The 20577-nt window shown below is 40.8% G+C and carries 18 protein-coding genes; 13 read left to right on the top strand and 5 right to left on the bottom strand.

Translation table 11 applies throughout. The annotated features are described in order from the left end of the window. Window positions 1-201: 201 nt before the first annotated feature. Genes exbB through ACWIUO_RS10905 form a run of 4 tightly spaced genes read left to right on the top strand, consistent with a single transcriptional unit; the run spans window position 202 to window position 2845 of the window. Window positions 202-627, top strand: coding sequence for a TonB-system energizer ExbB (gene exbB / locus ACWIUO_RS10920; protein WP_454177926.1), 426 nt, complete (start codon window positions 202-204; stop codon window positions 625-627). A 42-nt stretch (window positions 628-669) separates the two neighbouring features. After that, window positions 670-1050: a TonB system transport protein ExbD gene (exbD, locus tag ACWIUO_RS10915; protein WP_454172668.1), complete on the top strand. Its 381-nt coding sequence runs from the start codon at window positions 670-672 to the stop codon at window positions 1048-1050. After that, window positions 1016-1729: an energy transducer TonB gene (locus ACWIUO_RS10910; protein ID WP_454177925.1), complete on the top strand. Its 714-nt coding sequence runs from the start codon at window positions 1016-1018 to the stop codon at window positions 1727-1729. Before exbD ends, ACWIUO_RS10910 begins: the two co-directional genes overlap by 35 nt. A gap of 12 nt (window positions 1730-1741) precedes the next feature. After that, the gene (locus tag ACWIUO_RS10905; protein ID WP_454177924.1) at window positions 1742-2845 is read left to right on the top strand and encodes a lipid A deacylase LpxR family protein; all 1104 of its coding nucleotides are present in this window, start codon (window positions 1742-1744) and stop codon (window positions 2843-2845) included. Between the two features lie 215 nt (window positions 2846-3060). On the opposite strand, the gene ACWIUO_RS10900 is transcribed toward ACWIUO_RS10905, so the two are convergent. From ACWIUO_RS10900 to ACWIUO_RS10880, 5 genes are all read right to left on the bottom strand, one after another. Then, window positions 3061-3864 carry a metal ABC transporter permease gene (locus tag ACWIUO_RS10900; RefSeq protein ID WP_454177923.1) on the bottom strand — a complete coding sequence of 268 codons (804 nt, stop codon included), beginning with the start codon at window positions 3862-3864 and terminating at the stop codon, window positions 3061-3063. Next, window positions 3857-4537, bottom strand: coding sequence for a metal ABC transporter ATP-binding protein (locus ACWIUO_RS10895; protein ID WP_454177922.1), 681 nt, complete (start codon window positions 4535-4537; stop codon window positions 3857-3859). Before ACWIUO_RS10895 ends, ACWIUO_RS10900 begins: the two co-directional genes overlap by 8 nt. 65 nt (window positions 4538-4602) lie before the next feature. Next, window positions 4603-6240 carry a nickel/cobalt transporter gene (locus ACWIUO_RS10890; RefSeq protein WP_454177921.1) on the bottom strand — a complete coding sequence of 546 codons (1638 nt, stop codon included), beginning with the start codon at window positions 6238-6240 and terminating at the stop codon, window positions 4603-4605. A gap of 51 nt (window positions 6241-6291) precedes the next feature. Continuing rightward, entirely contained in the window at window positions 6292-7272 is a 981-nt protein-coding gene (locus ACWIUO_RS10885) for a metal ABC transporter solute-binding protein, Zn/Mn family (protein ID WP_454177920.1), read from the bottom strand. Between the two features lie 46 nt (window positions 7273-7318). Then, window positions 7319-8971, bottom strand: coding sequence for a hypothetical protein (locus ACWIUO_RS10880; protein ID WP_454177919.1), 1653 nt, complete (start codon window positions 8969-8971; stop codon window positions 7319-7321). 334 nt (window positions 8972-9305) lie between these two features. Between ACWIUO_RS10880 and ACWIUO_RS10875 the strand changes: the two genes are divergently transcribed. From ACWIUO_RS10875 to ACWIUO_RS10835, 9 genes are all read left to right on the top strand, one after another. Further along, on the top strand, window positions 9306-13094 hold the full coding sequence (locus tag ACWIUO_RS10875; RefSeq protein ID WP_454177918.1) for a type IIG restriction enzyme/methyltransferase: 3789 nt from the start codon (window positions 9306-9308) through the stop codon (window positions 13092-13094). Window positions 13095-13579: 485 nt separating this feature from the next. After that, window positions 13580-15115 carry a flagellin A gene (locus ACWIUO_RS10870; RefSeq protein ID WP_454177917.1) on the top strand — a complete coding sequence of 512 codons (1536 nt, stop codon included), beginning with the start codon at window positions 13580-13582 and terminating at the stop codon, window positions 15113-15115. Window positions 15116-15363: 248 nt separating this feature from the next. Next, window positions 15364-16671 (top strand): argininosuccinate synthase, encoded by a 1308-nt coding sequence (locus tag ACWIUO_RS10865; protein ID WP_454177916.1) that lies wholly within the window; start codon window positions 15364-15366, stop codon window positions 16669-16671. Window positions 16672-16762: 91 nt separating this feature from the next. Further along, complete coding sequence (locus ACWIUO_RS10860; RefSeq protein WP_454177915.1) at window positions 16763-17641, top strand: threonine/serine ThrE exporter family protein; 879 nt, start codon at window positions 16763-16765, stop codon at window positions 17639-17641. A 90-nt stretch (window positions 17642-17731) separates the two neighbouring features. After that, the gene (locus tag ACWIUO_RS10855) at window positions 17732-18529 is read left to right on the top strand and encodes a hypothetical protein (RefSeq protein ID WP_454177914.1); all 798 of its coding nucleotides are present in this window, start codon (window positions 17732-17734) and stop codon (window positions 18527-18529) included. A gap of 10 nt (window positions 18530-18539) precedes the next feature. Beyond that, a complete protein-coding gene (locus tag ACWIUO_RS10850; RefSeq protein ID WP_454177913.1) occupies window positions 18540-18953 on the top strand; it encodes a hypothetical protein in 414 nt (137 codons plus the stop codon). An 88-nt stretch (window positions 18954-19041) separates the two neighbouring features. Then, complete coding sequence (locus tag ACWIUO_RS10845; RefSeq protein WP_454177912.1) at window positions 19042-19425, top strand: hypothetical protein; 384 nt, start codon at window positions 19042-19044, stop codon at window positions 19423-19425. Window positions 19426-19457: 32 nt separating this feature from the next. Next, window positions 19458-20027, top strand: a complete 570-nt coding sequence (locus ACWIUO_RS10840) for a hypothetical protein (RefSeq protein WP_454177911.1) — start codon at window positions 19458-19460, stop codon at window positions 20025-20027. Window positions 20028-20061: 34 nt separating this feature from the next. Beyond that, window positions 20062-20481 (top strand): hypothetical protein, encoded by a 420-nt coding sequence (locus tag ACWIUO_RS10835; RefSeq protein WP_454177910.1) that lies wholly within the window; start codon window positions 20062-20064, stop codon window positions 20479-20481. The last annotated feature ends 96 nt before the right edge of the window (window positions 20482-20577 follow it).

Here is a 20577-nt window from a genome sequence, read left to right as displayed (position 1 = left end):
AATGTTTATCAAGGTTTATTAGTGTTTTATGCAAGTTTTATTTTTGTGTTAAGAAAAATACATTAACATTGCTTTCACATTTGTGCTAAATACTAAAAGCTATTCTCTTTTTGATAGACAAAATGAGAATAAATAATGCGATTTTAGGCACAAATCACATAAACAAACCAACACAAAAATCCAAAAAAAAAGAGGTTGCAAATGGACTTTTTACGAACGCATATTGATATGATTATTTTTTGCGTGCTAGGGCTTATGAGCTTTTTATCGCTGTGGTTTAGCATAGAGAGGTTGCTTTATTTTTGGCGTGTAGATGTGCGCGTGTTTGTGGATATTGACGCCCTTGAAGAATCCCTTACCAAAAACCTAACCACACTTTATATCATTTATTCAAACGCCCCTTATATCGGGCTTTTGGGCACGGTGGTTGGCATTATGATAACTTTTTATGATATGGGCGTAAGCGGTGGGATTGACGCAAAAAGCATAATGGTAGGGCTATCTCTAGCACTAAAAGCCACAGCCTTAGGGCTAGTCGTGGCTATCCCTACACTTATCGTGTATAACGCACTTTTGCGCCGTGTAGATGTGCTGCTAAATCGCTACAAAACCTACAAAAAATCCTAAAATCAAAACACATACAAACCATACAAAATCTAGGAGAATCAAATGAAACTACATCGCCGAGATGGGCTAAATGTTATCCCGCTTATTGATGTTATGCTTGTGTTGCTGGCTATTGTGCTAAGTGTTTCGACTTTTATCGCGCAAGGGGCAATCCCTATCAACCTACCCCAAGCCGACAAAGTAGAAAAAAAACTTGATGACAAACGGCTAACTATCGTAATAAATGCCGATAATAAAATCTACATTGACGATGAAGAAAAGGATTTTGACGCGATAAAACAAATCATAAATCAAACCAACGATGACAAAATGATAGAAGTCAAAAGCGACAAAGACGCAAAATTTGATAACTTTGTAAGAATCATAGGCATATTAAAGGACAAAGGACATGAAAACTTTTCTATCTCTGCGCAAGCAGATTAAAACCCCTGCATTTATCGGCTTTGCTAGCTCGGTGGTGTTTCATCTAGGGCTTATAGCGGGGATTTTAGGGGTATTTGATAGAAATGACAACCTAGAAGAAATAGGGCTAGCCCAAATCACAATGAGCCTAGCAAGTATCAACACAAATGCCAACCAAAAAGCCTACTCCACCCCTACTAGACCTCGCCACAAGCACCACAAAAAACATCACAAAGAGCATATCAAACACCACAAACCAAAACACCCAATCCCGCTAGAAGAGCAAGAAAAAATGCAAGAAGAGCCAAATGAGCAAGAAAACATAAGCAAAAATATCCCAACCGAGCTAGAATCAAACGCCGCGTCCAATCAAGACTCTCAAGGCTCTACTTATGAATCCCTAGCGTTTAATGAGGGCATAAGCGATGAGTTTTACCAAAAAGTCCAAGCCGAAATCCGCAAAAAACACCACTACCCTAGACTAGCCCAAATCCGTGAAATGCAAGGAAGCGTGTGGGTGGATTTTGTCCTAGAGCCAAATGGCGCGATAAAAAACCTCAAAATCTACCGCTCCAACACAGGCGACATACTAAACACGCAAGCCCTAAAAAGCGTCCTAGAAGCACACAAAAATTTCCCCAAACCCGAAAAAATCGTCCGTCTAAAAATCGAGGTAAATTATAATTTAGAGCACCGATAAAAAGCGTCTATAATGTGGATTTTGCATAGGTTTGTTGGCATATTTTGTTGCGCGTTTATCGCTATGGGGTTGTTTGCTAGCGAAAATATACCCCCTTGCATTGAGGGTTGCAACGCCACAATGTCGCGCCAACCAAAAAACGATAAACACTCATTTTTACTTCTTTATGAAAACGACTCAAATTTCAATCCACACATCGATAGATACTACACCGCAGGAGTCGGGCTAAAATTTCACTCCAAAGATTTGCTACAAAATAGCAAGCACACAAATAGATTTTATGCTTTTATGAATGCGATTTCTTTGCCTAGCTTTTTTGCAAAACATTTAGAAAAATATGATGATAGCACGCTTTTTGCCCCATCTTTTGGCATAGCTATGTCCCAAGAAATGTATGCGCCAAAAGATAGATTTTCAAACCCACCGCCAAGCGGGGATTATCCATACAGCGGATTTTTATACACAAGCGTTGTATTGCAAAATCGATTTAGATACATTCTTGAGCAGTTTGAAGCCCAAATAGGCGTAGTAGGCAAAGCCGCCCTTGCCAAACAAACCCAAGATTTTATCCACGAAGCGCGAAATGTCCGCAAGCTAGAGGGCTGGGATACACAGCTAAAAAATGAAGGGGTTTTTAATGCGTATTATCGTTTGTCTTTTAGCCTGCCAAAAGTGTATGAAAAAAGCAAATCATTGCTAGATATTATGCCCCAAGTTAGCTTTGGGCTAGGCAATGCCAAAATCTATGCCCAAGCAAACCTAATCGCACGCATAGGCTACAATCTCACGCCAAACACATTCACGCCGACTATAAATTCTGGCTTTGTAAGCAGTGCCAAAAATGCGTTTGATTTTAGCGTAGAAGTATATATGGGGGGGGGGATTCGCGCTGTGGTGAGAAATATGTTTTTGCAGGGCAACTCTTTTTTGCCACGCAATGATATTGAGTTGTCGCGTGGCGTGGGGGAGATTATATGGGGGGTTAGCCTAAATTACAAGCGATTTTTTATGGCATATACCGCGCTTCATCGCACGAGAGAATTTAGCAATCAAGATGGCGGGGGACTAGGCGGAATCCACACTTTTGGTAGCATTATTGTAGGTGGAAATTTTTAGATTTTGGTTGTGTTTTTTGGGATTTTCTAACGCAAGCAATCTAAACACAAAGACAACTCTAAAAATAGCTAAAATTCGCTAAAAGACTCAAGGTTAGCTTTTGGTAAAATGGTTTTTTGAGTAGCTAAATTATCTTTTATGCAAACTTAAAATAACTAAAAATCATCATCACAAGGCATTACATTTTGGTTTTTAATTGTTTTTATCTAGCGATTTTATTTCTCCTTTAGCAAGCAAAGCACAAAGAAAACGCACGCCACAAGGATAATGCTTGCACCACTTGATAGATTTAGCGCGTAGGATAATGCCAAACCCAAAAAACAAAATATCACGCTTAAAACGCACGATACAAGCATTATCCCGCCCAAAGTCCGTGCAAATCGCTCCGCGATAAAGCAAGGAATCCCAAGCAATGCAAGCACCAAAATAAGCCCCACCACGCGCATAGCCACCACCACGCAAAGCGCGATAGCACACACAAGCACAAAATGCAAAATCCCCGTTTTTACGCCCCTTAGTCCTGCAAACTCGCTATCAAAGCTCATAGATTCAAACTGCCGATAAAACGCCACACTAACGCCCACAAATAGCGCATCACACACGCCCATAATCACCAAATCCTCGCCACTAATCGCCAAAATATTGCCAAACAAATAGCTCATCAAATCCGCGCCAAAATCGCTACTTTTATCCACCAAAATAATCCCAAACGCCATACCAAACGCCCAAATCACCGCGATGATATTATCGCTTCTATGCGGATAGGCTTTGCTAAGATACGCCACAAGTAACGCCAAACATAGTGCAAATGTCGCCGTGCTAGCAAACATAGCCCACCCGCTAAGCCCTAGATAAAATCCAAGCCCGATTCCCCCAAATGCCCCGTGCGTAATGCCCCCCGCTAGTGAAAAGAGCCGATTTATCATTACTAGAGAGCCTATAATCCCACACGCCACGCTTACCAAAATCGCGCCAAAAATGGCATTTTGCATAAAGCTAAATGAGAGAATCTCAAACATTTGCGCCCTTTAAATTGTGTGGATTTTGCGGATTTTGTCGCCATTTTAGTGTGTGATTTAGCGTAGCGACTTTGTTTGCATACTTACTTGCCAAATCCACATCGTGGCTAATAAGCAAAATCCCAACGCCATTTTTATGCAAACAATCTAAAAGCGTAAAAATCACCTCCGCGCTTTGCTTATCCACACTTGCACTTGGCTCATCTAAAAGCAATATTTTGCACTCACCCACCAAAGCCCGCGCGATAAAGACTCTCTGCCGTTGCCCTCCGCTTAATTCATTGAGATTTTTATCCCAAAGATTTTGGATTCCCACGAGTGAGAGGGCATTTCGCGCTTTGTCTTTGTCGCTTTTGGGGGCAAAGCCAAATGTCCTCCCTCCCACAAGCCCCATAGCCACGCAATCAATAACGCGAATGCCAAAGTTTGGGTTTGCCTGTGTGATTTGGGGGACATAGCCCATTTGCGTAGTTTTGACATAGCGCGTTATGTGTGGATTTTGCGGGTGCAAAATGCCTAAAATTAGCCTTATTAGCGTAGATTTCCCCCCGCCATTTGCCCCCGTAATCGCCAAAAAATCGCTACTAAAAAAACGCAAATTTATGTTTTCTAGCACGGGCGGTTGATTTGCACCATAAGCAAAAGTCAAATCCTCTATCCTAAAAAGCTCCATAACCACTCCAAAAATTACTTAAAATCTACTATCAAAAATCCCACGCCATTTTTAAAATTTAAATTTTAAAACACGCTAGATTTTGCATTTGCAAACATAAAAATCCCCACACAAAGCATTCCACAAAGCGCGAGATATTCTAACGCACGCAAGATTTTCTCACTCCCCGCACTTAATCGCACCTTATGCGCAAAAATCGCAGATGCAAACACCACCGCACTCATTCCAATCGCAATGCAAATCGCGCTTAAAAACGCGCTAAAAAAGCCCACTTCAAAGCATAGCAACAGCACGAGAATCATACTTGGGCAGGGCACGATTCCCGCTGCGATTATCACACCCCATTTGGCAAAATCAATATTTGGGCTAATATTTGTGGCAATCTTTGAAAATGTGAATTGCATAGCTTTCAGCGCGTTTGCAAGCATAGAATACGAATGTGGCGCGTTTGCAAATATGGAGCGTGGATTTTGCGCGCTACTTTTATGAAGCGCGTTTGAAGTAGTCGCGTGATTTTGGCAGGACGCACACCCGCAAGTATGCGCGTGTTTGCCACGCATTTTTCGCACGAGCAAGGCTAATGCCACCGCTATGATTATCGCGCTAGAAATCTGCGTGATAATCGCATTTGCGTCATTTGCTAGGCTTTGCACCACGATTTTTAAGACAAAAAGCCCAAGCCCCACAAGCACAAACGCGCTTACAATATGCACGATTCCCACGCGCAAAGCAAAGCCAAACGCCTTTGCATAAGAGCCTTTGTGAGCTAAAAAATACGAGCTAGTAAGCAGTTTTGCGTGTCCGGGCGCAGCAGCGTGCAAAACGCCATAAAGCAAACTTAACGCTATTAAGCTAAAAATCCCAAATATGCTTTTTTCGCCTATTATGTGGGATTTTATGGCGGAGAGGATTTTGGCATTGAGCGCGATTATATTTTGCCACAGCGCGCTTAAAAACGCTTGAGTAGAATCGTTTATGCTTTGCAGGCTAGAATGTGTGGATAGATTTTGGCTAAAATCTAAATCACGCGATTGCGTTTCGCGCGATTGTGTTTGGCTAAAATCTCCGCGCAAATCGTTACTCAAATCCCCGCGCACATTTTCGCTAAAATCCCCGCGCAAATCCTCCACCAAATCCCCCGCATTTTTTATCTCAAAAATGATGAGATTTGCATTTTCATTGCCTAATAAAACCTGCCCTCCAAAATCAATTCGCGTATGTGGCAAAAACTTAAACGCAAAAAAATCCCCCTCATCTTGCACCTGCACAAAAAGTCGCTTAGATTTGCCAAAATCAGAATTTAGCGCGACTTCATAACGGTAGATTAGCCTCTCATCTTGCATAAAGATTTCAGTATTTTTTATGCGAAATTTTACGCTCTCTAGATTCTCATTATTTGGATTTTCTAGCAGGATTTGGGTTAGGTTATGTCTAGGCAGGGCATAGCTTGTGAGCGCGTTTTTTATGAGTTTTAGCTCGCTTTTATCAAGCACATTATTTGCGTTTATATCATAGCTATGCAAAAGCGTTTGGGTAAATTCCCTCTCAAATTGCCATTGAAAAATAAGCGAAATATGTTTGTCGTTACGCTTAAAATCTATGCTTACAAGCACATTTGGGATATAGGCTTGGCACAGCGCGCAGGCGTGGATTTGCGCGGCACTAAGCGCGACAAAAAGGCAAAATCCAAACAAAACTCGCATTTGCTAAAACCTACCTTACCATACCTTGCCTTGCCACACCTTGCTAGTTTTTTATTGCTCTGCGATTTGTCGCGCGATATTTAGCATTTGCTTATCCCACTCATCGCTTAGGTGGTTGATTTGTGCGACATTTGCGCCTAACTCTTTGGCTAATGTTTTGGCGGATTTTTGGGAGAATCCAGCCTGCACAAAAATCGTGCGGATTTGCTCTTTTTTGGCACGCGTGATTATGGCTTGCAAATCCCTTGCCTTAGGCTCTTTGCTTTTAATCTCCACAGGAATTTGAGTGAGATTATATCGCTTGGCAAAGTAACTCAAACTTGGGTGATAGATGATAAATTTTTTGTGCTTGCTTTTTGAGAGGATTTGCGTGATTTGGGCGTGCAAGCTGTCTAATTTCGCTTCAAAATCCGCTAGATTTTTGGCATAAAACTTCGCATTTTGCGGGTAGAGTTCGCGCAAAGTGTTTGCGATATTTTGGGAAAGCGTTTTAGCTAAAATCGGGTCAAGCCAAATATGCGGGTCTTTGCGCGAATGCGAATCGTGTGAATGCTCGTGTGATTCTAGTTCGTGCGAATGCGAATCGTGCGCGTGAGAATCTCCGTGCGAATGCGAATTATGTGCGTGCAAATCGTGCTCGTGAGAATCCCCGTGATTATGCTCGTGCGTATCATTGATTTTTGCCACGCCTTTGCTTATATCCACGATTTTCACACCCTTAAATTTATCCGCCAAAATCGCTTCGATTTCTAACCCGATAGTAAAATACACCGCGCTTTTTTGCAGATTTGCCACCACGCTAGGCTTAAAATCTAGCGTGTGCTCATCGCTATTTGGCGGGATTATGAGGTTTATATCCGCCGTGTTTTTAGCGATTTGCTCCACAAAATAGCCTATCGGCGCGATACTCACAGAGATTATGGGTTTTTGCGTATTAAAATCCTTTGTGCTTGCCACATTTAAGCATAATGCCAGCGTGCAAGACACCACTATGCCCCCACGCAATATGTTGCTAAATATATGTTTTTTCATCATTGCCCCTTGTGTTGATTTTGCGTTGAAAATTTGCGTTTAAATTTTAAAATCTCCATTGCATATATGCCTTGCCAAAGCTGCGATTAAGCGTGTGGGGGATTCCATCGTGTGCGTGCTTATCTAGCATATACACGGCTAAGCCACCGATTTCAAAGCCATACGGGAACTCATATCGCAACCCTAGCGAAAACGCGCTCTGTGTCTTGGCACTGCTCGTGCTATCTCGCGCAAGAGCCTCTAGCGCAAATCGTCTTTGCGTGCCAAACCTCGCCCCCACAAAGCCATAGTAAGTGTTTGTATGCGCATTATAGGCGTTTGTCGTGTGGCTACCGCTATGCAATGCACCAGGACGAATCACGCCAAATCCCTGCCCCTCGTGTGCCTCAAAGCGCGAAGTCGTCTCGATATTTGCTAGCTCAAACACACGCTCACCGATATGCTGAAATCCAACCCCAAAGTAGAGCAAATCTTTGTAGAGAAACTCTTGCTCCAAAAGCGCGAAATAGGTATCGCCTCGATTATCCGTGTCTAAGTGTCCGTGCCCGTCCTCGTGGTTGTGGTTATGCTCGCCACCTGCTTCATTATGGTTGTGCCCTGCGTGGATTCGCGCATAATTTGAATACAAAAACGCCCCGTGTGCGATAGTCTTGCTCCGCCATTTTGTGCCATTTAAATTGCCATTAAAATCCCCGCCAAAGCCAAAATCTAGGACAAATTTGCTCCCATACACGCTAAAAAAATGCGTCAAATGATACGCATAAGGCTCGATGTGAAGTCGCGCATTTTGGCTTAACGCAAGGGAGAGATTTACCCCGCCAGCGAAAAGATTTTCTTTTGGATAAAGGTGCTTATAAAAGTCAAAATCCGAGCTAAATTCGCGCGTAATGTCTGCGTGCTCATTTACCCAGATTCCATAGATTTGGGCGGAATGCGGGTTTGTGCCTGCGATAAATGGCAAAGTTACGCGTCCAAACACGCCTTGCAATGAATGCCCAACCCACTCTAGCTCCTGCTCAAATCGCCCCGCTAGCACCTCCACACTTACGCGGTTAAAATCTTTGACATAGCCCAAATATGCGTTGTTTGCGACAAAGTTTGAGTTTATGTAAGTGTAGGGATTTGCCTTATCGCTATAAAAAGGTGCATACGCTACCGCGCCTACGCCTATTTGCAAGCCACTTAAGCCGTTATGTGCGTTTGCAAAGGGGGCTGCGCGAAGAAATAGCCGTGAGTAAAGCATCGCGTAGTTGTCTTTGTTTGCGTTGTCGCTTTTGCTAGCTAGGGCAGAGGATTTGCCAAAGATGCCCACTCTCGCACTTAGACTAGCAAAATCGCCTTGCTTTGAATGCTCGTGCTCGTGGAGTTCGTAAGCGTGCAAATAATCGCGCTTGGTGGCGTGAGATTCTTGTGTGGCGTGATTTTCGTGTGTGGCGTGCGCGTGGGCAGAATCTATGCTCAAGTCTGCGTGCAAATGCTCGTGGGAATCGTGCGTGCGCGTTTGATTTTGCGTTTGATTGTGCGTGCTTTTATCCGCTTTGTTAGCGTATAGCGTGTTTGTGCTTGATAGCAGTGCGAAAAGGCAAAGTGCCTTTAGTGTTAGATTTTGTGTGCGTTGCATTTGGCGTTGCGGTGCGTTGGCGTATTTTGTGTTTTTGTGTGGTTGCATTGAGAAATTTTGGGTTTTAATATCCTGCATTGTCAATCCTTTTCTACCTTTTTGGTGGTTTTTAATTGGGCGGTTTTTAAAATTTAAACGGCGGATTATAACACTTTTTTGCTTAATTGCAACTTAGTTGCTTTATAAAAATAAAGTTGCTTAAAATTGCTGATAAAATATTTATCCAAAATCAAACCAAAAGCGATAAAACGATAGGTAGAAAAGTAAGTTAATATGGCAGTAGAATTGCAAATAGAGGATTTAGACAAACAACTAGCTTATGAAAATCGCGTTATGATTTATGGATTTTGCAGGATAAAGAAATCAAACAAAATAATGCTATAATGCACCAAAATTTACAAAAAGGGCGAAAATGCTTCGATTAAACATAAGAGAGACGCCTCAAGAGATTGCGAGTTTTCTTGGGGGCGATTTATACTACCACTCCAAAGTCCCCGAGCAGCAATACAAAGAATTTAAACAAAAAATCAATAATTATCTCCCAACACTTATTAGCCAAAATGAGGATTATTTGGTGGCAAACGCGCTTACGCCATTGCTCCAATCGCTAGGATTTAGCACAGCTATCAAGCAAAAATCACAAGGCAAAAGTGAGATTGATTTAGCCCTTATGCAAGAAAATAATATCGCAGTGATTATCGAAGCAAAAAAGCCAAGCAATGCAAATGAAATGATAAGCGCGGAAAATCACAACAAAAAGGCATTGCACGAAGTGATTTTGTATTATTTGCGTGAAAAAGAGCGTTGCTTAGAGAGTGGGGCAAGGTTTGAGATAAAATATATCATTATCACGGATTTTTATCAATTTTTCATTTTCAAAGAGAGCGAATTTGAGAGATATTTATACAAAGATGAGCATATCAAAAACAATCTTTATGGCAAATACAAATCTTTGACAAAGCAAACGGATTTAAAAAAAGAAAAAATAGCGCAAAAAACAAACGAGGATTTTTACAATGAGCTAAAAGAATATTTTGATAGCGAGCATTTTAACGCAGAATTTAGACCGCTATATTTGGATTTGCATAAAATTGTGGATTGCAAAGATTTAAGCGAGATTAAGCCCTTTGTCAAGGCGTTTTCGCCCGAATTTTTGCTTGAATTATATATCCACAAAAATGACATTAACGAGGCATTTTATAAAGAGTTGCTTTATATTTTGGGCTTAAAAGTCCTAGATGGGAGCAAAGATAAAAACAAAAACACCATTATCCCAAATAATGTAAGCGGGACGCTGTATCACAATATCGTTGATTCGTTGCCAAATGAATGCGACAAAACCCAAGAAAACATTATCTCACTTATTATTTTGTGGCTAAATCGTATTTTGTTTTTGAAGCTAATCGAGGCAAATCTCATTCGATTTAATAGCCAAGAAAAAGGCAAACAATCCATAAAATTTCTAAACAACAAACACATAAAAGATTTTCAAAGTTTGGAAAATCTCTTTTTTGAAGTCTTTGCCAAGCCACACGATGAGCGCGATAAAGATTCGCCATTTTTTGCGATGCCCTATCTCAACTCATCGCTGTTTAACCCAAATAAAATCGAGCAAAATCTCATTCACATACGCGCCCTAAGCAATGATAAAGAATTGCTCCCTTACAGCGAATACAACAAAAAATCCAAAATCTCAAATGTCGCTAAAATCCCGCTTTTGCGCTACTTGCTAGATTTTTTGGATAGCTATGACTTTGGCAGTGGCGAGGAATACGAAGCCGATACACTCATAAATGCAAGCATTTTAGGCAATGTCTTTGAGCGCATAAATGCGTATAAAGATGGCTCTTTTTACACGCCAAGTGCGATTAGCGCGTATATATGCGAGGAAAATTTACAACAAGTCGTAGTGCAAAGATTTAATGAGGCAAATCCCAAATGGCAATGCAAAAATATAGCCGACATAGAATATGAAATCTACCGCGAAATCCGCCAATCGCGCTCTAATTCGTCATTGCGAGTGAGCGAAGCGAGCGTGGCAATCCAAAAAAATATAGATTGCCACGAATCTGCGACTTTTGACAAAGTCGCAGATTCTCGCAATGACAAAAATCCCCATAACGATAGACAATCCATAATCGCCAAGCACATAGCCACGCTAAAAAGCGTAAAAATCTGCGACCCAGCGGTAGGGAGCGGACATTTCTTAGTCTCCGCGCTAAATGAGATGATAAGAATCTACTATGATTTGGGGCTATTAGATTCTAGTATTTTAAGCAAAGAGTTGCATATTATCGGCGATGAGCTAGTTTTGAGTGATTTTGTCTATGCTAAGCCAAAAAGCCCAAATGAGCCAAGACACAAAATCCAAAAGGCATTATTCGCGCTAAAAAAATCTATCATCGAAAATAATCTCTTTGGCGTGGATATAAATCCAAATTCTGTGGAAATCTGCAAACTTCGACTTTGGATAGAATTGCTAAAAAATAGCTATTATCTCACACAAGGCGATGAGGGCTATTTGCCAAATTTAGATTTTGCAATCCACCAAATGCAAACCCTCCCAAATATCGATATAAACATAAAATGTGGCAACTCTCTTATCTCAAACATAACCCTAAATTTTAGCAAAGAAAAGCTAGAATCCCAGCTAAAAGCCCTGCTAAACAAAGACAGAAAACTAGGCGAATCCGATGAGGAAGTCGCCGAAATAAAATCCATTTTAGATGATTTGAAAGTCAAATTACCCAAACAAATACAATCTTACAAAAACGCCACAAACGCCTATAAAAACGAGACAAACGAGGATTTGCGGGGCTTACACAAACGCGAGATAGAATCTGCCAAAGATTTTATTTTAAGCCTTTTTGTCAAAACAAACCCCGCATATCGAGAATTTAAAAGCACCCTTGCAAACTATCTAAAATCCTATGGTTACGGCGGAATCGATAATGCAAAATTGCCAAACGCAAACCCAAAAGAATTGCAAGAAGCAAGCAAAAAGCTAAATGACTACCTAATCGCATTTAATTACCACAAAACGCTTGGCATTACAAACGAACCACGCGCCTTTGTGCAAAAAGATTTTATCGCCTTGCTAGATTCTATGAAATCGTATGAATCCATCTCAAAAGAGGCAAAATCCTACTTTGAATGGCGATTTGAATTCCCCGAAGTTTTGGATAAAAACGGGGATTTTATGTGCTTTGATTTGATAGTTGGCAATCCGCCCTATGGGGATTTGCTAGATAGCGCACAAAAGGATTTTTGCCAAAACAAAAAATTGCCAAAAGAGCAGTGGAAATATCAATACGCCGACACAGGCGATACTTACAAACTCTTTATCGAAAAGGGCTTTAATCTTATTAAGCAAAATGGCAATCTTGCCTACATTGTCCCCCTTAGCATCACAAGTAGCAAGTCAAATATCGCACTTCATCAAATGCTACTAGAAAATTGCGAGTTTATGCGAGTGAGTAGCTATGGGCATCGCCCTATGAAAGTGTTTCCCAATGCCGAGCAAAGAGTCTCAGTCATTAGCATTAAAAAAACGCTCTCACCCACAAAAGAACTATTTACAACGCAAGTAAATAAACGCTATTCTAGCCAAACTCTAAAAGAGCTAATAGAAGCTCAACAATTTATAAATAGTATCGAATTTGTGAGAGAAGGGGCGTTTTGTAAAATTAGTTTGCCGATTGAAAAAGTCATAATGAAAAAACTTTATGCCCAAAAACAATCGCTAAAATCGCTTATGAAAGGCAAAGAGAAAATCTATTATCGCACTTCAGGCGGAGGATATTATGATTTATACACAAGCTATTCCACGAAATCCAGCAAAGAAAACTATTTTGATGCAAAAAATGCAAAATTGCTTGTGGCGTTAATGTCAAGCAATCTTTTTTGGTGGTTTAAAACCGCTTATTCTAACGGGCGGGACAGCTATATTTACGAATTTGAGCGATTCCGCATTCCTAAATTTAGCAAGACAATCATTGCAAAATTAGAAACACTAGCCACGCAATACGAAGCCGACATAGAAAAAAACCACGATTTTAGCAATGGCGTAAAAACCTACAAAATCCGCAAATCAAAGCATATAATCGATGAAATCGATAGGCTTATTTGTCCGCTTTATGATTTGAGCGATGAGGAAATGGACTTTATCATAAATTATGAAATCGAATTTAGGACGGATTAAAGAGTATTTGCCTTAAAGCAAATCCCAAAAAAGAGAATCCCCAAATCACCTCTAGATTTTGCAAACACAAGACAAACCCACAAATACAAATTTGACTTTAAGGCGTTTAGTGCGGGCGAGAGAGAATCTAGCACGCAAAGGTGAGATTTTACGCAAAGTTTATGTGAAAATCAATGCCAAAATCGCATAAGCAAAATCCAAATTTGCTATAATGCGATTTATAAACGCCAAAAGCGTATCGCAAGCGCGAAACGCTACAAACGCAAAAATAAAATCAAAATCTAGCAAAATCTAGTAAAATCCAAAATCTTAATCTACGGCTTTTGTCGCATATTTCGCAAACATATCCCAATGCAAAACATATCCCATAGAGAAATTATCACAAAACCTAGCAAAATCTATTAAAAGGATTTTCTTTGTGTCGATTCTAGTCTTGTCAAAGGCAAGGATGCCTTTAGACTTAAATCCCAAAAAGGAGTTTCACAATGGCTTTCCAAATCAACACGAATGTGATGGCGCTAAACGCCCATGTGCAAGGTGTAGGAACACAATGGAATCTCAAGAATTCTCTTGAGAAACTTAGCTCAGGTCTTCGTATCAACAAAGCGGCTGATGACGCTTCTGGTATGATTATCGCGGACTCTTTGCGCACTCAAGCAAGCGCGCTAGGACAAGCTATCCAAAACACAAACGAGGGTATGGGTATTATCCAAATCGCCGATAAAGCGATGGACGAAATGCTAAAAATCCTTGATACTGTGAAAACAAAGGCTATCCAAGCGGCACAAGATGGACAAACTTCCGTTTCTCGCAAAGCGATTCAAAGCGACATTATCCGTTTGGTGCAAGGGCTAGATATGGTGGGCAATACTACCGCTTACAACGGACAAGCTCTTTTGTCTGGTCAATGGACAAATAAAGAATTCCAAGTAGGTGCGTATTCAAACCAATCTATCAAAGCCTCTATCGGTGCGACTACTTCAGACAAAATCGGGCAAGTCCGCCTAGAAACAGGCGCGATGATTACCGCGTCTGGCGAAGTGGCTATCAAATTCCGCCAAGTAGATGGTGTAAATGATGTCCAGCTAGAGTCTGTCAAAATCTCTCACACTGCGGGCACAGGGCTAGGAAACCTAGCAGAAGTCATCAACAAGACTGCTGACAAAACAGGTATCCGCGCTAATGCTGTCGTGCTTTCTACTTCTGACCAAGAAATCCAAGCAGGCGATTTGATGGGCGTTGTCATCAATGGATTCTCGCTAGGCGATATTCAAGGTATCAAGCAAGCTGATAGCGATGGACGACTTGTCCAAGCCTTTAACGCTGCGACTGCGGAAACAGGCGTGGAAGCGTTTGCGGACAATGAAGGACGACTAAACTTGCGCTCTATCGATGGACGCGGTATTGTCGTGCAAGCTGGCACTCCAAAAGGTGGCAAAAACAGCACCGCTCCCGTATCTATCCAAAAAATGAATGGGCAAAACCTAACAGGTCCGGGCTCAGTGAATTATGGTAGATTGGCACTTGTGCGACAAGATTCTCGCGACATACTTGTATCAGGGACAGGCGCGCTTGCCTCCACAGGATATGCACCCGGACAAGCCGTGGCGGAAACCGTGGTAAATCTACGCGATGTGCTAGGGCTATTTAAAGAAGATGCTCGCTCTGCTGCTGGTGCAAATGAAAACAACGCAGCAGTAGCTAGAAACCAAGTGCTAGGTGCTGGTGTTACCACACTTAGAGGCGCGATGGTGGTGATTGACATCGCAGATTCTGCGACAAAGACACTTGACAAAATCCGCGCTGACTTAGGTTCTGTGCAAGGGCAAATGATTGTAACCGTAAATAACATTTCTACTACACAAGTAAATGTCAAAGCGGCTGAAAGTGGAATCCGCGAAGTGGATTTTGCCAAAGAATCAACCGAATTTAACAAATGGACGATTCTAGCGCAATCTGGTAGCTACGCACTAAGCCAAGCAAACGCAGCACAACAAAATCTATTAAGGCTTCTATCTTAAGATTTTTAAGATTTTAGGCTTAAGATTTTGGCTAAAGTCGCTTAGATTTTGGTGGCTTTAGCGGTGTTTTTGCTTCTTTGAAAAAGCTAGCCTAGCTTATCAAAATGTCTTAAAAAGACTTTTTGGCAGGCAAAGGCTAGCTTTTTTATTGCCTATTTTTTATCACTTTTTCAAACTCTTTGCTAGCTTTTTTTCAAAAATTTATTATAATTTTACCACTTTTTACTTTCACTTACGGAGCGTCCCAAATGCCAAAAACTAGCACAAAATCAAATACAAAAACAAGCGTAAAATCTAATCAAAAAATAGATTTTGTAGATTCTCACAAAACCCCCGCAAAATCAAAATCCATAAAAAAGGTAGTCCTTGCCTACTCTGGCGGGCTTGATACGAGCGTGATTCTCAAATGGTTGGGTGATAATTATGGTTGTGAAGTTTTCACTTTCACAGCCGACATTGGGCAGGGTGAGGAAGTCGAGCCCGCACGGGCAAAGGCTCTCAAACTTGGCATAAAAAAGCAAAATATTTTTATCGAGGATTTGAGGGAGGAATTTATAGCAGATTTTGTGTTTCCAATGTTTCGGGCAAACGCAATCTATGAGGGCGAATACCTGCTAGGCACGAGTATCGCTCGCCCGCTCATTGCCAAGCGACTTGTAGAAATCGCCAAAAAAGTCGGCGCAGACGCCATAGCGCACGGCGCGACAGGCAAGGGCAATGACCAAGTGCGCTTTGAAATCGGTGCATACGCGCTCAACCCAGACATAAAAGTCATCGCCCCGTGGCGCGAGTGGGACTTAAATAGTCGCGAGAAACTTCTCTCTTACGCGCAAAAAGCGGGTATAAAAATCGAAAAAAAGGCAAATAAATCGCCTTATTCAATGGACGCAAACCTGCTTCACATAAGCTATGAAGGGCAGATTCTCGAAGACCCAAATGTCGCGCCTGAAGAGAGTATGTGGCGGTGGAGTGTGAGCCCTAAAAACGCGCCCGATACGCCACAAATCATCACCATTGAGTTTGAAAATGGCGATGGCGTAGCAATCGATGGCAAAAAGCTAAGCCCCGCGAAATTTTGGGAGAAGCTCAACGCACTAGGGAGCAAAAATGGAATCGGGCGACTTGACTTAGTCGAAAATCGCTATGTAGGAATGAAATCGCGCGGCTGCTATGAGACGCCCGGCGGGAGCATCTACCTCAAAGCACACCGCGCCATAGAATCGCTAACCCTCGATAGAGAGGAAGCGCACCTCAAAGATTCTATAATGCCAAAATACGCCGAGCTTATCTACAATGGATATTGGTTTAGCCCCGAGCGAGAGGCACTCCAAGCCCTCATCGACAAGACACAGCAACGCGTAAATGGGCAAGTGCGCCTAGAGCTCTACAAAGGCAATGTTACGATTTTAGGGCGCAATTCGCGCAATTCGCTCTTTAACGCCGCGTATAGCACATTTGAAGAGGACAGCGTCTATGACCAAAAGGACGCTGCGGGCTTTATCAAGCTAAACGCATTGCGCTTCATAATCGCAGGCAAGGCAAAGTGTAAAAAATAAGTAAAATTCTATGCGCGGAGATTTTAGTTGGGATTTGGTGTGCTATAATCGCACGCTAAATCAACCTCAACTCACTTAACTAGGATAGCTAATGCCACGCGCAAAGAAAAACGCCACCGCCTTGCAAAATCCCATCACAGAATCTCCCCACAAACAACAAACAAATAATCAAAAATCCACGCCCAAACCCCCGCACAAGCCAAAGCCCAAAATCGAGGCTGTGTGCGATTTTTTGTGTCGTTATTCTAGCGCGCTGCTTAGCAATGGCGCATACACTTCGCGTATCATCAAATGCACGGAGCGCATCGGCAAGGCGTGGGGCTATGAAGTGCATTTAAGCGTGTTTTTGAAATACATTACTATAAATATCACCGATGCGCACAACTACGATAATCGCCGAACCCAAGTCATAAACAACGCGCCTTTGAGGGCAAATCTCGCGCTCATCTCAAACCTAAGCGCGCTAAGCTGGCAAATCCACGATGAGCACCTAAGCCTAAAAGAAGCGCAAAAATCCTTTGATTACACCCTTTCTCAAAAGCGACTCTCCGCTGTGCTAGGCGTGTTTATCATTAGTCTTGGCAATGCGGCGTTTTGTCGGCTTTTTGGCGGGGATTTGGGTGCGTTGCTCTGCATTTTTGCGGGGACTTTTGTGGGGATTTTGGTGCGCCATTTTTGCCACAAAATCCATCTAGATTCTAGAGCGCAGTATTTGCTATGCTCATTTATCGTGTCTTTCACGGCGTATATCGGCGTGTGGCTGGGGCTCTCTGCCACGCCTGATATAGCTATCGCGGGGAGTATCCTCTATCTTATCCCGGGCGCGCTTATCATCAACGCCTTTGTGGATATTATCCACGAAAACACGCTAATGGGAATCTCGCGCACCATAAATATGGCTGTGGCGATGATTTGCCTTGCAGCAGGGGTGTTTATCACACTTGGCATTGCTAAAATCAATATTTTGTGAGAGGTTGTGCTATTATCACGCATAAGGCAAAAAAACCTAACATATTTACGCGTAAATAAAGTAAAATCTAAATCCACATAAGGAATCTAAATGCCAAAGCTAAATCCCCTGCTAGAATCTGACAATATTGAATGCGCTCATAAAGGTAAAATTTTACTTCAATCAAGCACAAAAGACACAATGTGTGTGCAAGATTCTAATGGCAATGACGCAGGAATGATAAGTTTGCAAGATTTAGCAAATGCCACTATCGTGGGCTGCACGAATAATATCGCAGGTGTGCCTAGCCCTTGCACGAAACTAGTAAATATCCCAAATTCGATTTGCTCCACATTACTAGAAATTGACAATCAAAAAATAGTCCTAGCCCAAGCCATCTCACAAGTCCTAACCGACAAAGGCTCACCGCTAATCCTGCAAGGCGAACCAAAAGCAAAAGATATATTTGAGCTAGATGAGGATATAATAGAGGATTTTAACGATTTGCAAAATGGCAATAAAAACGCAGAATCTATAAGTCAATCTTGCCTAAAATCTAGCGAGGATTTAGACATAAAATCAAATGAGATTTTCACACCATTGCCACAGCGATATGCAAGCAATGATGATATGGCGTTTAGCGATTTTATAAAGCAGCAAACAAGCAAAATAAAAGTTCGTCTATTATTTTATGGTGGAGCGCGTAAAATTGGCGATAATTCGGCATTCTATTATGCTTCCCTAAATGTTTTAAGGGATTACCAAAGGCAATATCCAAACGATATATATGAACATAAATTTATTGATTCTGCAAAAACCATAGTAGATATTATAAATGAGCAAAAACCTAATGCTATTGCTTCGCTGGATTTGTTTTTTCACGGTAGTAAATGGGGGCTATATATATAAGGGTAGCTCTATGTCAAAAGATTTATCAAAAGACGATATACAAATCAATAGCCTTAATGCTAGTTTGTATGCAAGTAAAACGACTGATTTCTTGAGCGCAACTGATACTCATAAAGAAAAAAGAACGATATATGATATAAAGTTCGATAGATTTATCGCACAAGGAGCATATATCGAAATACACGGTTGTGAATCTGGCGGAGACCTTTTTGTCATAGATGGCATTGCAAAAAATTTGTCCGAAGAGATTCCACAGGGGTATGTTGTAGGGCATACCACAAAGGCAAATCCCAACATTGACAACACAAAAGATATTAAAAAACAAGATTATCGACACGGCAAAAGGGCTATTTGGAACAATGGTAAAGTTATTAAAGAGATTTTACAACAAGGGTGGATAAATCTATGGGAATTATTACAATGAGAACAAAACTATTTTTTGCATCACATTTTCTATGTTTTTTATGGGTTGCAGCAATGATAAACAACACATATATTTGTATGCGATAAATATGCAATATGCTTGTGAATGTCCGCAATATAGGGTTTTTAAAATAGAGGACAAAAGCCAAAGTAATCTATTTAAAGACAAACAACATATTGATATAGAAGCATTAAATAATGAAATAGAATATGCTCTTTATATCACAAATCGTGATGATAATTCTATAAGTAGCATAGATAAAAATTCTCTAATTGGTTGGGATATAGATTTGCTGTTTGAAAATAAAAAAATGGAGATGGAATTTATTGCAAATGAGGGAATCTCACCTATTTGTAATATTTACTATTTAGAGGGATACTTGCAAAAAACGCTACTAAATACGCCCATTTTGTTGGTAAAAAATTTTAAGATTTTTTCAAAAGATTCTAAATGTGTTTCTAGCGGTATTTAATGTAGGTTATTGGAAACTTTAAGGTGGCAAAAATGAAAAATATCATTTTAATATTTCGTGTGATAATTGTGGCATTTTTATTAAATGCGTTTGCAATCGCTTCAAATTTGCTAAATTTGCAAGATTTACAAGAATGCAACTTCACAAGAGAATCTGCTCTCTATAATAAGTGGGCAAAAGATTGGAAAGGTAGGGAAGATGATGTATATTTTTACAAAGAAACACCTTACACGATAATGTATATGCTTGGAGAATGCGACATAAAGGGCTTGAGACTAATGCTTGATGATCTTGGGAAGCGGGGATTTATCTCTATGCAGGCAAGTGGCGGAATGATTTTTTTGATTGCCGCTATCGAATCTGCGAAGGTAGAATCTGTAAAATTTCTGCTAGAAAATAAACTCACATATAAGGACAATGTAGCAGAGTATGAGGGATGGACAATAGATGAAGTGTATCATGATGAAAATTATGTTAAAAGAACGCCATTGCAATTTGCCACACAAAAGCTCATTGAAGCAAAATTTATCGATGATTCTAACGCTGTGCAAAATTATGAGAAAATTATTGAGATTTTAGAAAAATATAAAATCGAGCGATGATTTGCAAAAATCATTTTTAAGCAAGGAATAAACAATGAAAAAACTACTAGCATTTGTGATTTTGGCGTGTGGCGTGGCGTTTGGTGCAGATAGTGTTGATATAGCAGATTCTAAAGGCAGGACTTTTTGGGATAAAAAATTTATTCGTTGCCCAGCAAAAGGCTCATACTCATCAGCCCAAATCACAAAAACTTGCAACACAAAAGAATATTTTAATGAAGTAGGATTGCAAACAAATTTAAAAGATAAAACCATTAAAGAGAATTTCCCTATGGAGCAAGGCGAGGAAATAGAAATAAAAAGCGTAACTTTGCAAGATGATAAATTTATGCTAAAAATTGGGGATTTGCAAAGCGCAACTTGGAGTATAGAATTTTTAGATGATACGCATATAAAATCGTGTAGTCAATACAGTGGTTCTACATTTTGTCATAAGTATGTTTTATGTCCTTAATTTCGCAAAAATTTATCTTACAAATAGGGAATCAAAGTATGAAAAAGATTGTATTGTTAGCGTTTGTTTTGTGTGTGTATTTAGTGGGATATGAGA

The sequence above is a fragment of the Helicobacter sp. T3_23-1056 genome (assembly GCF_053654535.1).
Note: the sequence above shows the minus strand (reverse complement) of the source record. Positions and strands in the feature narration are given on the sequence as shown.